The following is a 13,737-nucleotide window of genomic DNA, read 5'->3' on the forward strand; positions in this document are numbered from 1 at the left end:
TACCGGAACCATCTTTTAAGTGCCTAATTTTTAAAGGTCTTTTTATTAAACTGTCCATTTTATAGGGTACAGTTCATATAGAGCTGGGTTTTTTATTAATTTTTATTCGATGTTGTCTCTGTGTCTTCATCGTTATTGTTATTTTTTTGGTTAGTAGAATTTTGACGATTATCGTTATCGTGATTTGTATCTTTTGTTTTCTCATTCGATGATGTTTTGGTCTCTACGTTTTCATCGTTATTGTTACTTTTTTGGTTAGTAGAATTTTGACGATTATCGCTATCGTGATTTGTATCTTTTGTTTTCTCATTCGATGATGTTTTGGTCTTTACGTTTTCATCGTCATTGTTACTTTTTTGGTTAGTAGAATTTTGACGATTATCGTTATCTTGTTTCGTATCTTTTGTTTTCTCAGAGCTTGGTTTTTTCTTGTTCTCTTTATCATCAGAATCAACTTTCTTATACTCAGATAGTCCAAGATGAGTACGAAGTTGTTTTGTTAAATCGTCTAAATCTTTTTCTACTGGCACATAATAATACGTACCACCATCACTTGCACGACCGCATTCTTTATCACCAGCTGACATATAACAATCTTTACCATTAATTTGTAATTTTTCAAGTGAAGAATCTGAACCGTATTTATAGAATGATAACATATCATCAAATGTTAAGTTTGTAACGAACTGTCCATTAATGTGATCAATAATATTTCCTACTTTTGTTACAGAATCAATGTTTGTTAGTTTTTTCAGAATGGCTTCGATAACAAGTTGTTGACGTTGACCACGCATTGCATCACTATCAATATGGCGTGTTCTAGCAAGAGCAAGAGCTTCTTCACCGTTTAATTTTTGAACGCCTTTTTTCAAGTGGATTGCACCTGCATTATCGTTACTATCTTGTTCAGTAAATTCAACAGGAACGTCTACTTCAATACCACCTAAATCATCCACAATTTTTATAAATGATTTAAAGTTGAATTTTACAAAGTAATCAACAGGAACGTGGAGTAAATCTTCTACCGCATCAATACTAGCTTGCGGGCCACCAGCTTTTCCATTTTTAGCCGAACCAAACGCATGTGCATGCGTAATTTTATCCATTTTCTTTTCTATTGGGATATAAGTATATGTGTCTCGTGGAATACTTAAAAGTTTTACAGTTTTACTATCTTTATTAAAAGTTGCAAGTAACATTGCATCTGTTCTTATAGCAGCACCGTATTCTTTGCCACGGACATCGCTTTCATCAACGCCCATGATTAATACCGATACATTGTTAGAAATAGGTTTAACTGCTTTATCACGTAAATCTGATTTATCACCGCGTGCTAAATCGTGGGCGGCATTAAAAACAGCAGAGGATGCTTTATTTACTAAAAACCAAGTATAACCGCCTCCTACTATTAAAAATAATAAGAGAGCACTTAGAATGATTTTTGTTTTTTTCTTTCCTTTTTTCTTATTATTTCGTGTATTTTCTTGCAAAGATGGGTTTTGATCCATTTCATATACTCCTTCATTTGGATTGAAATACGATACTCATATCACCTAATTATAATGAATGTTAGCGAAAAAGAACATTACAAATCATTTACATTTCGCTAAAATTCGATTTATTTCACGAAAAGTCAGATTTTTCCGCCTTTCGTAAAGTGAATTTTAGGAGAATAAGCAATAGAACAATTATAATTTGTCGTATTAGAAATAGAAATACATATTATGAAAAAATAATAAAGAAGTAAGATTTGTTGAAATATGTTCAAGAGGAAGATTATATTACATTCTTCTATAGGCCTTATATAATGAAGTGAAAAAACTGTTTGTTAGGAGTAAAGGAGATAGACATAATGAATCATACATCATTTCGAGCAATTCTTATAAATGAAAAGGAAAAAAATCAATTATAAAGTGATAGAAGACATGGGATTGTCATGTCTTCTACTCGATTAAATCCATTTTGATTTGTTGGCATATAAGTCGCTGCTATGAAAACAAAAGGAGACCTGCACTCGTTTTCTCTCTTTGTTTTCACTCGTCATGGGGCTAAAAAAGACCCTGATCGCTTCTATGCAAGGACGGACGCTCTTTCTCACCAAAAAAGAAAGATTTTATATCAGTTTTTTCAATTTGTATTATAGTGTTTGTTTTAATGCAACTTTTCCTTGTTCCCCTAAAACTCCATCTGCAATATTTACAGCGTGATCACCGATACGCTCTAAATTACTTACCATATCAATAAAGATGATGCTTGCATCACCTGAGCAACTACGTTCATTCAGGCGTAGCACGTGGCGCTTACGTAATACACGTTCCATTTGGTCAATTTTACGTTCTTTCGTAATGACCGTTTGTGCAAGTTCAGTGTCGAAGTTTGTTAAAGCTCCAATTGCATCTTGTAATGTTGAAATTGTTAGTTCAAGCATTTCATTTAGTTCCGCCATTGCTTCATCTGATAGTGTGACACGGTTAGAAATTTGGGAGTCCACAAGTTCTACAACGTTTTCTACATGGTCGCCAACGCGTTCAATATCTCCGACAACAGACGCTAAGACAGAATGTTTTTCGGAATCCATTGGTGAAAGTGGTTTTTCAGAAAGTAGCACTAAATACTCCGTAATTTTTCTATCTAAGTTGTTAATAGCACCCTCTAGTTGAGTTGCCATATCAGCATGTTTCTTTTCTTTTGTATTTAAAAATTGAGTTGCTTCTTTTAGGCCGTGTAATGAGAACTCTGCCATACGAATAATCTCTTTTTGTGCCTCTGTTAAGGCGATAGCAGGAGATTGTTCAATAAAGATTGGATTTAAATGCTGCGGTTTAAAGTCAATAGCGGCATCTTCTCCGCGAATAATTTTTGTTACAATCCACGCTAACACTGCAATGAATGGAAACTGAATAATCGCATTCGTTACGTTGAATGTTCCATGCGCAACAGCAATTGTCATTTCTGGATTTAAGTTTAACGATGTTTGGAAATATTGAATTAAGTTTGTAAATGGTACTAATAAAATTGTAAAGATGATGGTACCAACTATGTTAAAGATAACGTGTACTAATGCTGCGCGCCTTGCTGCAATAGAAGTACCAATCGCTGCTAATACAGCGGTAATTGTTGTTCCGATATTATCACCAAACAGTACAGGTAGAGCAGCTTTTAAATCGATTGCACCTTGGCCGAATAATTCTTGTAAGATTCCAATTGTTGCACTTGAGCTTTGTACAATTAATGTAAAGATTGTACCTACGATAACTCCTAGGACTGGGCTGTTACTCATACTAACAGTTAATTCTTGGAATGATTCTAAAGAGCGTAGTGGCTTCATACCTGTGCTCATTAATTCTAAACCGAAGAATAACATACCAAATCCGAAGACGACTTGTCCAAGAGATTGTACTTTTTTATTTTTAAAGAAGAATAGTAAGATTGCTCCAACTGCCATAATTGGAAGAGCATATTCTCCGATTTTAATTCCGATAATAAATGCTGTAACAGTTGTACCAATGTTAGCACCCATAATAACGCCAATTGCTTGTCTGAGCGTCATAAATCCAGCACTTACAAGTCCAACTGTTAAAGCGGTTGTTCCTGAGCTAGATTGAATCAGTACGGTAACTAACATACCTGCTAGTACGCCCATAAGTGGGTTAGTTGTAAAACGATCGAGAATGTCACGTAGGCGATCACCAGCTGCTTGTTGCAGACCGTCTCCCATGTACTTAATCCCAAATAAGAAAATACCTAATCCACCAATAAACTGGAAGATCATGTCTTGAACATTAAATTCCACGCATTTCACTCCTTAAATTTCATGTACGGTGTAATTATTAACTAAAATTTGAGATGGTGTAAATGATATCAATGTAAACTTTACATTAAATTTACAAAGGGATAAAAAGTTTACATTTATTTAAAGAAACCCCTGGATTTAATTGGTTTTAATGCGTTATATAGGGTTGTATTGTAAAGAAATAACATTTAATTTGGAAGTTCTTTGTATACTTTTTGTTTAACGTAAAAAAATATGCGAAGTAAATAGTGTCTTAGAACTATACAATTTGAATATTTATATGTAAATATTCAAATTGTTATAATATGAGAGGATAATATATGTCCAAATAAAGAGGATATAATCAAATTCAGAATTAAGTATAGGCGTGGAGAAAATAATGAAATATGCATCTACTGTGTTAATGATAATATTCGTTTTATGTGGAGCTATTGTTACGTTTGATAATAATGGTGTTGGGACTTTTACATTTACAAATATAAGAAGTAATGTATTGCAAAAGGCACCATTCAATTAGCTGGAAATAAAGTGTTGTTAACAACTAAAATAGTTGCTTCTGGAGAGTATGGATCTGAGACTTATTTTGGAGACAATGTAACAACAAATTTAAAGTATCATCGAGATAGATAAGGGTTAGAAAAAGCTGCTGGGTTATCCAGCAGCTTTTTCATTCTTTTTATCCATCTGTTTTTGTTTTCGTACATTTGTAATGTAAATAAAGAGAAATGCGATAAGTAATATAGAAGAATAACGATATACAGTTGCATAGTCTGTAAAGTGTGCGATGAATCCGAAAATAATTGCACCTGCCCCAATGCCGAGGTCAAATGCCGAGAAGAATGTTGCGGTAGCAACGCCGCGGCGATGCGGAGCTACACGGTCAATCATCCATGCTTGTAAGGCCGGCTGAATAGCGCCGAATCCACTTCCGTAACAGCTTGCTGCAATGATTAAACTTGGTATTGTTGTTGTATACGATAACAGAATAATTCCTGTAAATGTTAAGATAACACCGGGAATAATAACAAATGCATGGCCTTTTACATCGTATAGTCTTCCTGAGAAGGGACGTGTTACAGCGATGGCAAGGGCGTTAAATAAGAAGAAAAGGCTAATATCAGCGATACCGACTTGCGTAGCAAATAACGTGATAAAGCTCCCAATTCCTCCGTACATTAATGTAATACACAATATTAATAATGAAGGAAGTAAAGCTTTCTTTTCGATAAACCCATCTAAAAATGATTCATGTGCTTGGTGAATTGGTTTTTCAGTTGCTTGAATTTTGAGTAGCTTTGTTAATATTAATGAAACTACTGTGCAAGATAGTGCACATAAAAAAAGAATCGTAAAGCTATAAGTCTGCATGAGCCAGAGGCCAATAAGAGGACCAAGTGCCATAGCGATCGTTCCAGAGAGGCCGAAATATCCCATACCTTCGCCACGACGTGCTGCAGGAATTAAGTAAGAGACTACAGTCCCATATGTGGTCGTTGTAATACCAAAACCAGCTCCGTGTAAAATGCGAACAGCAAGAAGAAGAAAGACAGTGGAGGCAAATAGGTAGCTGCCCATCGCTAGTAGGCAAATTGCAGTACCAGTCATTAAAATCAGTTTTTTACTAAATTTTTGTAGTGCATTTCCAGTGAGCGGCCGGATAATTAAAGCTGCCACAGTAAACATTCCAACAACAAATCCAATATTTGAGCTAGTGCCACCAATTTCTTTCACGTAAACAGGTAATGTTGGAATTAACATTTGAAAGCCTAAAAACATACATAAGTTTGCTAAAATGAGCGCAATAAATTCTTTTGTCCATAATGGTTCTCGTTTTACGAGTGCTGCTTCTCCCATATATTCATCCCCTAAATATTTTTCTCTGTTCTTTCGAGTATATGTAGTGGTCAATGTACCAGTCAAGAAAGGTGAACTGAAATGATGTAACAATTTTTTGGGGCGAAAAAATTTGCAAATTTGTGTAAATGCTACACAAATGCTCTTAAAAAAGGTAAAGTATAGATGTATAGTCTGCTAGTTGTTAAGATTGATAGAGATGTTTTTTTGAAAAGAAAGCGGATTCAAACGGATGGTAAAGTAGAAGGGGATTTCTACTACTTTACTATATATGTTTGAAAGGGTTTACAAAATGATGATGAAGAAAGAGGTGTATATGCATGAGACGATTAGGTATTTCTATTTATCCAGAACATTCTACAGTAGAGAAAGATAAGGAATATTTAACATTAGCACATCAATATGGTTTTACACGTGTATTCACATGTTTATTATCAGTGGATGGAGAAAAAGAGAAGATTGTTAAAGAGTTTAAGGAAACGATTTCGCATGCGAATGAATTAGGTTTCCAAGTACTTGTTGATATTAGTCCAGCCGTTTTTGAACAGCTCGGTATTTCTTACAACGATCTCTTATTCTTCCACGAATTAGGTGCATATGGTATTCGTCTAGATGTTGGTTTTTCAGGATTAGAAGAATCCATTATGACATATAACCCATATGGATTAAAAATTGAGATTAATATGAGTAACGGTACGAAATATGTTGATAATATTATGAGTCATCGTCCGAACTGTGAAAATTTAATTGGTTGTCATAACTTCTATCCACATCGTTATTCTGGTCTTTCTTATGATCATTTTATGAAATGCTCAAAACAATTTAAAGATTACGGCATGAGAACTGCTGCCTTTATTACATCATTTGATGCGACATATGGTCCATGGCCGGTAACTGAAGGGTTATGTACAATCGAACAACATCGTGAATTGCCAATGACAACGCAGGCGAAACATTTATTTGCAACAGAATTGATTGATGATGTAATCATTGCGAATGCATATGCATCAGAAGAAGAATTAAAGGCGCTCGGAGAAATAAATAAAGAAAAGCAAACGTTTGATATAGAGATTTATGAAACAACAACAGAATTAGAAAGAAAGATTGTAGTAGAAGAACCGCATTTTTATCGCGGGGATGTGTCTGAATATATGATTCGTTCAACACAAAGTCGTGTGAAATATAAAAAAGAAGAGTTTAAACCTCATAATACAAGACCGATTAAACGTGGCGATATTCTCATTGATAATGAACAGTATGGCCAGTATAAAGGAGAATTACAGATTGCCTTAAAAGATATGGTTAACACAGGAAAAACAAATGTAGTTGGCCGTGTTGTGGAAGAAGAAATTTTCTTATTAGATTATTTACAGGCTTGGGATAAATTTGGATTTGTGTTAAAAAAATAGTATGTTTATGTAAGAAGCCATCATGAATATGATGGCTTTTTTGATGTGAAAAAAATAGAGGAATTAAAATGGATAAATGATACAATATAGGGGAGTTTTGGTTAGAGATGGAGGGCGAAAAATGCAGGTAGAATATACGTTAACAGAACAAGATTTTATTGCATTTAATCTACATTATGCAAGGCATTCTAAAATGGTAAAGCGCTCTTTAGTTCTTCAGCATTATATTGTAGCTATTATTCTGTTTGCTGTTCCACTTAGTGTTTTTTTATTTGGACCACCAGATTATAAATCGATGGATTTACCTTTTATTTTTTTACTAGCAGGGGTTATATGGATCGTGTTTTATCCTAAGTGTTTCTATAAACTTATTGAGAGAAATATTAAGAAAATGCTTCGGGAAGGAAGCTATGACAATTTAATAGGTAAGCACAATGTACAAATAACGGATGAGGGGATTATTGAAACAAATAATGGTGGAGAGACAAAGCTAAATTGGAAAGGAATCGAGAAGGTAGAAGAAAATGAGGCATATATTTTTATTTATGTAAGCTCGATGAGTGCAAATATTGTTCCTAAACATGCTTTTGTCCAAGAGAATAGTAAGAATGAGTTTATGAGAAGGTTGAGAGCGGGGATGGAATCTTTAGGAATATAAAAAGGTTGCCTTATGATAGGCAACCTTTCGTTTATTCATATCGTAAGCATTCAATCGGATCAAGTTTCGCAGCTTTATTAGCGGGTAGTAAACCGAATAGGATACCGATTAGCATAGAAAGTGCGACAGAAATCAGACCTAGTTTTATTGAAACAACAAGCGGCCATCCCGCAAACATTGCGACAATCCAAGCGAAGAAGATACCGAGCATAAATCCAATGAATCCGCCTAATGCTGTTAAAATACAAGATTCAATTAGGAATTGCATCAATACTTTTCCGCGCGTTGCACCAAGTGCTTTACGGATACCAATTTCACGTGTACGTTCTGTTACTGATACAAGCATGATATTCATAACGCCAATACCACCAACTAAAAGTGAAATTGCTGCAATACCACCGAATACACTTTTTAATATGCCTGTGAAGCTATCAATCTCTTTTAAATCGTCTTGTGGATTTGGTACTTTGAATTTCCCAGTATGCTCTGGTTTTTTCGCATCATTTAATGATTTTACAACTGCATCTTGCACAGTTTGCTTATCTTGACCTGGAGCAATTTTTACTGTTAAGCCGTCATAATTATTTTTCCCAAATAGAACAGGCCAGTTTTCAGCAGAGATAGCACCTTCTTTAAACGCCATGCCACCCATCATTGCTTTGATAGAATATACACCCACTACTTTATAAGGAGTACCTTTTATATCAACATATAAACCTTCCTCCCAAGAAGGGAACAATTTATCAAATGCATCTTTGTGTAACACGATTGTATGTTCAGGTTTATCTAAATCAGCAGCAGTGAACAACCTGCCGTGCTCAAGTTTGAAGCGAGATGTATCTTCAAAGTAATCGCCTTTTACACCAGTTATATCAATATCTAATTCTTTTTTTCCGGCATATACTTTCTCTTTTCCTCTAACATCAGGATATACATCTTGAACACCAGAAATTTTTGAGACATTGTCATACATGCTTGCAGATATTTTTCCATCCATATCAGAATAATCTTCTGTTGTATAGTTCACTGAAAATTGATCTTTCTTTTCTTTACCAATTTGTTCACGGAACTTGGCATTTGTTCCATCCCCAATAGAGATGATTGTAATAATGGCGCTAACCCCAATAATAATCCCCAACATCGTTAAAATAGAACGCATTTTATGAGCGAAGATAGAGGAAAGGGCCATGCGTATATTTTCGTTTGTGTTCAAAATTAACCTCTCCAATCTTGGACGATATTTCCGTCACGAATTACAATTTGGCGTGCTGCCGCTTCCCCAATTTCACGATCATGGGTAATCATAATGATTGTTGAGCCTTGTTTGTTTAATTCGTAAAAGAGGTCCATAATTTGTTTACTTGTCTTTGTATCAAGCGCACCAGTTGGTTCATCAGCTAAAATGAACTTTGGATTATTTACAATTGCACGAGCAACGGCAACACGCTGTTTTTGTCCACCAGATAATTCATTTGGCAAATGCGTGGCACGATCTGCTAGACCTACTTTTGTTAGTGCAGCTAATGCACGTTCACGTCGTTCTTTTTTATCTACTCCAGCGTAGATAAGAGGTAATTCTACGTTTTGTAGTGCATTGAGACGTGGGAGAAGCATGAAGTTTTGGAATACAAATCCGATTTCTTTATTACGAATATGAGCTAACTCCGTTTCAGACATGTTTGAAATGTTCTGTCCAGCTAACGAATAAGTTCCACTTGTCGGCTTATCTAAGCAGCCGATAATATTCATTAATGTCGATTTACCAGAACCAGACGGCCCCATGATAGAAGTGAATTCGCCTTGATTAAGTGTTACATCAATACCATGTAAGATTTGAACTGTTTCTTCACCGTTTTGAAAGGCTTTCGTGATGCCTCTTAAGTCAATCATTGGGCGTTAACCTCCATACCATCTTTTAAGTCTTTTTCTGGTTTAGAGATGATTTGGTCACCTTTTTTTACGCCAGACACTTTTGCTTCGCTATCTGTTTCAAATTCAACAGTAACAGCTTGTTCCTTTGCCTTACCATCTTTCACGATAAATACAACATTTTTATCGCCTTTTTTCACAATGCTGCTTTTTGGAACAACTGTACCAGTTGCTTCGCCAGACTTGCTTGTTACGTATACGTGGAAGCCCGTTTGTAATTCTTCATTATTATCTAATGTGACAATAAATTGATAGTTAGATACTGTCTTGTTTTCATCCATGCTCTTTACTGGTGTTGTACCGATTTCAGTGACTTTTCCAGTCCATTTTTTTCCTGGTACCGTTTTGGATGTAACAGTTACTTCTTGCCCAACTTTTACTTGGGCTAATTCATATTCTGATAGCTGACCTTTTACTTTAAGAGGACCGGCAGTGCGAAGGGTAATGCCGCTCATACCTGTTTTTTCATTCGCATTTTTTGCAATTTCTTCAATTACGCCATCAGCTGGGCTTGTTACAGAAAGTGTAGTGAGTTTTTCTTTGTTTGTTTGAATCATTTGATCAGCTTTTTCAACTTCAAATTTTTTCATTTCAAGTTGTGATTCAAGTTGTGTGATTTCAGTTTCTGTTGCTTTTAGCATCTCCCCAGGTGAACCGGCATTTTTATCTTTTTGTAATTTTTGTTTTGCTGCATTTAGTTGTTTGTTTAATAATTCTACTTCTTTATTAGCAAGTTTTTTTTGCATTTCGGCTTCTGTTACACCTAACTTCATGGAAGGATCATTATATTTAAAAAGTAGCTGTCCTTTTTTTACTTCATCGCCTTTTTTAACAGATAGCTCATATGTCCCTTTTGATGGATCAAATGCGATTGTTTCAATACCATTTGGAATGACTTCGCCACCAAATTTTTGTGCATTTTCAATTTGCTTTTCTGATACTTTATAGCTGCTGTAAGCTTTTGCTACATCGCCACCGCCAGCAAAAGCAAAATATGAACCTGCTGCAATTCCAATTGTTATTAAACCAGTAATGATTACTTTATTTTTCTTTTTCATTTATTTATCACCTTTTCGCTCGTTTTTGTATCTGTTTTCAGTATAGAAGAGAGAGAAAATATGACAAATCGTTTTAGCTTACAATAACATTACAGTTTTGTAAGGTTAGCGTATGGAGAGAAATAAGGTTGAGAATTTGTATATCTGGAGCCTTTTCATTTAGGGGGAGAGCAGATTGGTTGACGAGCCTTTTCTTTCTTACAATAATATTTATGAAGGAAAGGAGTGAGGAATATGGAAACGTACTTTGGAGCATTTCCGGTAGAGCCATTTGTTCCGTATTCAAAACAACATGTCATTATACTACTTCTTATCGGTATAGGAGCTTATTTTCTTTATCATTTTCAAGACATACTCCGTGAGCAACAATGGAATATGGCTGTACGATATGCGATTGCCTTTTTATTTATCGGAAGTGAAATTGGACTTGATATGTGGCAAGTGAAAGCTGGAATTTTTCAGTTGAGTACATCATTACCATTTGAGTTATGTACCATTAGCCTATTATTAGCAACAATAATGGTTATTACAAAAAGTTATAAAATATACGAGATTGTCTTTTTTACTGGGATAATCGGGGCATCACAAGCAATCTTAACCCCAAACTTACAGTATGCATTTCCGCATTTTCGCTTCATAGAATATTTCATCGCACATGTATTGTTAATATGGGCACCGCTCTTTATGACATGGGTGGAAGGGTATAGGCCGACTTTTCAATCGATTAAGCGTACAATGCTTTTTTTAAACATATTGATTCCAATCGTTTCGTTTGTGAATTATAAAACCGGTGGTAATTATATGTTTTTGGCGCATAAATCAGAAACAGCTTCATTACTTGATATGTTAGGTCCGCATCCATACTATATTATTTCATTAGAAATCGTTGCGTTTATTGGATGCCTAATCTTGTATATGCCATTTGCTAGAAATGAAAAACATATGCATAAAGAACCGCTAGAATCATAATCTAGTGGTTTTTTATCGTGGTGAATATTTACAATTTTCTAAATTATTTATAAAATAAAGTGGAATAGAATGGGAATTTTTATAGAGAGAAGGGGAAACATGGCAAGAAAGATGGTTTTAAATGGGATAGAGATTGCTATACAATTTATTCTTTCAATTATAGGAATTATTTGTTTAGGGGCTCTTCCAAAACTATTTGAAGGATTACATATTAATTTTTCGCAGTATGTTCAAGCTTTAAAGATGTTAGTCGTGAAGCTGCTAGATGTTCCGAATTTAACATATGCAGGGAATAAACCGTTATTTCCGCAACTATTTATTCATTATAAAGAAACGATGATTATTTTTTTAGCTTCATTTTTTATTTCACTATTTATAGCTTTTTGCATCGTATATATCATCATTAGAAGTCGTCCACACATACAAAACCGTATCAAATCATTTCTTCTTTTTGTTGAGTCTATCCCAGATATTCTTCTTATTATTGGATCACAAATTCTTGTCATATGGTTTTTTCAAAAGACAGGTTTTTTACCTGTTAAAATTGCAGCATTAAAAGGTGAATCGATTCGAGGTTTACCTATCATTTGTTTGAGTATCCCCACTACTATTATGTTCGTAAAGTTATTACTCCTTCGTTTTGAAACAGAATTAGAAAAAGATTATGTGTTATTTGCGAAGTCAAAAGGGTTAGATCGTTTCTATATTTTAAATCGTCATGTTTTACGAAATGTATTACTTAGTACACTATTTTTTGCAAAAACGAATATTTGGTTCATGTTATCGAATTTATATATTATCGAATGGCTTTTTAATACGCACGGTATTTTTATATTCATTAAAGATTATCCAGCGATTGAGATGTTTACAATCAGTGTTTTACTTATTTATATCCCAATTTTTATTTTATTTAAGTCGTTTCATTATTTCGTTCCGGATGCGATGAAAGAGAGGGCGTAAGAGATGTGGAAATATATAAAGCGTGATAAAAGGTTTTGGCTCAGTAGTTTATTTCTCATTGTATTAGTTCTCGTAAGTATTGGAAATACGATATGGAATGATGGGCAGATTCGGCAAGTATCTTTGCAGTATGATGCACAAGGAAATCCAGAAGTTCCACCATTTTCGCCTTCATCGCAGTTTTTACTCGGAACAGATCGAAAAGGTTATGATCTTTTAAATTTAGTTATTGAGGGTGCAAAATGGACTATTGGTATATCTGCTTTTATTGCTATTATGCGTATGATGATAGGTGTGTTTTTTGGCGTAATATTAGGAACTTATATAAAAAGAGGATTTTCAAAAATTGAAGCTTTTTTTGATAGTTTTACAGTAATTCCAACGGTCATGATTGTATATTTTTTACTTCGGTTTGCGACTAGCTTTGCAAATGGACAAGAAACATCAAGTTTTTTTGAGAGAGCATCATTTCAAGTCATATTGTTTATTGTGCTTGCACTTCCTACAATTTCTCTCTATATTGCGAATGAAGTGCGGAAATTGCAAAAGGAAGAGTTTATAGATGCTGCTCGTATACTAGGAGGAAGTAAACGGCATATTGTTGTGAAACATGTGTTTCCGCACTTATATATGACGTTTGTACTTGTATTGATGCAGCAGTTTGTTCAAACGCTGATTCTTTTTCTTCATTTAGGATTACTTGAAGTGTTTTTTGGAGGGACGGTACAGTTTGGTGGAATGGATAATAAAGAACTAGACTCTTATACACATGAATGGTCAGGTTTAATAGGTGCCTATTTTAGGTCTCTAACAGTGCATCCGTGGATTCCACTCGTACCAATTACTTTCTTTGGGCTTACTATTTTTTCAGGGAATATGATTGCACGAAGTATAGAGGATGCGATCACGAAAGTAAGAATAGGGGAAAATAAAAAACAAGAAGGAGTAGAAGAGGTGCAGCGGGTTCCACTTCCTAAAGAAGAGTTATTTACATTTAAACATACGATGTAAAAGAAAAGAAGCAAGCATTCATTGAACTGTACCCTATAAAATGGACAGTTTAATAAAAAGACCTTTAAAAATTAGGCACTTAAAAGATGGTTCCGG

11 protein-coding genes are annotated in these 13,737 nt (G+C 34.6%); 5 read left to right on the forward strand and 6 right to left on the reverse strand.

The features are described from left to right. Positions 1–95: 95 nt before the first annotated feature. The 3 genes from JDS96_RS27650 to JDS96_RS27660 form a co-directional block, all read right to left on the reverse strand. Positions 96–1,508: an LCP family protein gene (locus JDS96_RS27650; protein ID WP_199668705.1), complete on the reverse strand. Its 1,413-nt coding sequence runs from the start codon at positions 1,506–1,508 to the stop codon at positions 96–98. Positions 1,509–2,137: 629 nt separating this feature from the next. Beyond that, on the reverse strand, positions 2,138–3,793 hold the full coding sequence (locus tag JDS96_RS27655; protein WP_018766887.1) for a Na/Pi cotransporter family protein: 1,656 nt from the start codon (positions 3,791–3,793) through the stop codon (positions 2,138–2,140). A gap of 651 nt (positions 3,794–4,444) precedes the next feature. Then, positions 4,445–5,647, reverse strand: a complete 1,203-nt coding sequence (locus JDS96_RS27660; protein WP_199668707.1) for an MFS transporter — start codon at positions 5,645–5,647, stop codon at positions 4,445–4,447. Between the two features lie 320 nt (positions 5,648–5,967). On the opposite strand from JDS96_RS27660, the gene JDS96_RS27665 reads away from it, so the two are divergent. Together JDS96_RS27665 and JDS96_RS27670 are read left to right on the forward strand one after the other, a co-directional pair. After that, the gene (locus tag JDS96_RS27665) at positions 5,968–7,056 is read left to right on the forward strand and encodes a DUF871 domain-containing protein (protein ID WP_199668709.1); all 1,089 of its coding nucleotides are present in this window, start codon (positions 5,968–5,970) and stop codon (positions 7,054–7,056) included. Positions 7,057–7,177: 121 nt separating this feature from the next. Further along, complete coding sequence (locus JDS96_RS27670; RefSeq protein WP_242480004.1) at positions 7,178–7,714, forward strand: YcxB family protein; 537 nt, start codon at positions 7,178–7,180, stop codon at positions 7,712–7,714. 31 nt (positions 7,715–7,745) lie between these two features. Here the strand turns inward: JDS96_RS27670 and JDS96_RS27675 are convergent, their stop codons facing one another. Genes JDS96_RS27675 through JDS96_RS27685 form a run of 3 tightly spaced genes read right to left on the reverse strand, consistent with a single transcriptional unit; the run spans position 7,746 to position 10,701 of the window. Next, on the reverse strand, positions 7,746–8,903 hold the full coding sequence (locus tag JDS96_RS27675; protein WP_472926297.1) for an ABC transporter permease: 1,158 nt from the start codon (positions 8,901–8,903) through the stop codon (positions 7,746–7,748). Positions 8,904–8,929: 26 nt separating this feature from the next. Beyond that, complete coding sequence (locus JDS96_RS27680; RefSeq protein ID WP_018766880.1) at positions 8,930–9,604, reverse strand: ABC transporter ATP-binding protein; 675 nt, start codon at positions 9,602–9,604, stop codon at positions 8,930–8,932. Beyond that, the gene (locus JDS96_RS27685; protein WP_199668713.1) at positions 9,601–10,701 is read right to left on the reverse strand and encodes an efflux RND transporter periplasmic adaptor subunit; all 1,101 of its coding nucleotides are present in this window, start codon (positions 10,699–10,701) and stop codon (positions 9,601–9,603) included. Before JDS96_RS27685 ends, JDS96_RS27680 begins: the two co-directional genes overlap by 4 nt. A 234-nt stretch (positions 10,702–10,935) precedes the next feature. Here JDS96_RS27685 and JDS96_RS27690 point away from each other — a divergent pair, with 234 nt between their 5' ends. The 3 genes from JDS96_RS27690 to JDS96_RS27700 all read left to right on the forward strand — a co-directional run bounded on the left by JDS96_RS27690 (position 10,936) and on the right by JDS96_RS27700 (position 13,641). Next, positions 10,936–11,670 carry a YwaF family protein gene (locus JDS96_RS27690; RefSeq protein ID WP_199668715.1) on the forward strand — a complete coding sequence of 245 codons (735 nt, stop codon included), beginning with the start codon at positions 10,936–10,938 and terminating at the stop codon, positions 11,668–11,670. A gap of 99 nt (positions 11,671–11,769) precedes the next feature. Then, on the forward strand, positions 11,770–12,630 hold the full coding sequence (locus tag JDS96_RS27695) for an ABC transporter permease subunit (RefSeq protein WP_199668717.1): 861 nt from the start codon (positions 11,770–11,772) through the stop codon (positions 12,628–12,630). Positions 12,631–12,633: 3 nt separating this feature from the next. Further along, on the forward strand, positions 12,634–13,641 hold the full coding sequence (locus tag JDS96_RS27700; RefSeq protein ID WP_199668718.1) for an ABC transporter permease: 1,008 nt from the start codon (positions 12,634–12,636) through the stop codon (positions 13,639–13,641). The last annotated feature ends 96 nt before the right edge of the window (positions 13,642–13,737 follow it).

Source organism: Bacillus cereus group sp. N21, from assembly GCF_016483395.1.
Taxonomy (GTDB): Bacteria; Bacillota; Bacilli; order Bacillales; family Bacillaceae_G; genus Bacillus_A; species Bacillus_A pseudomycoides.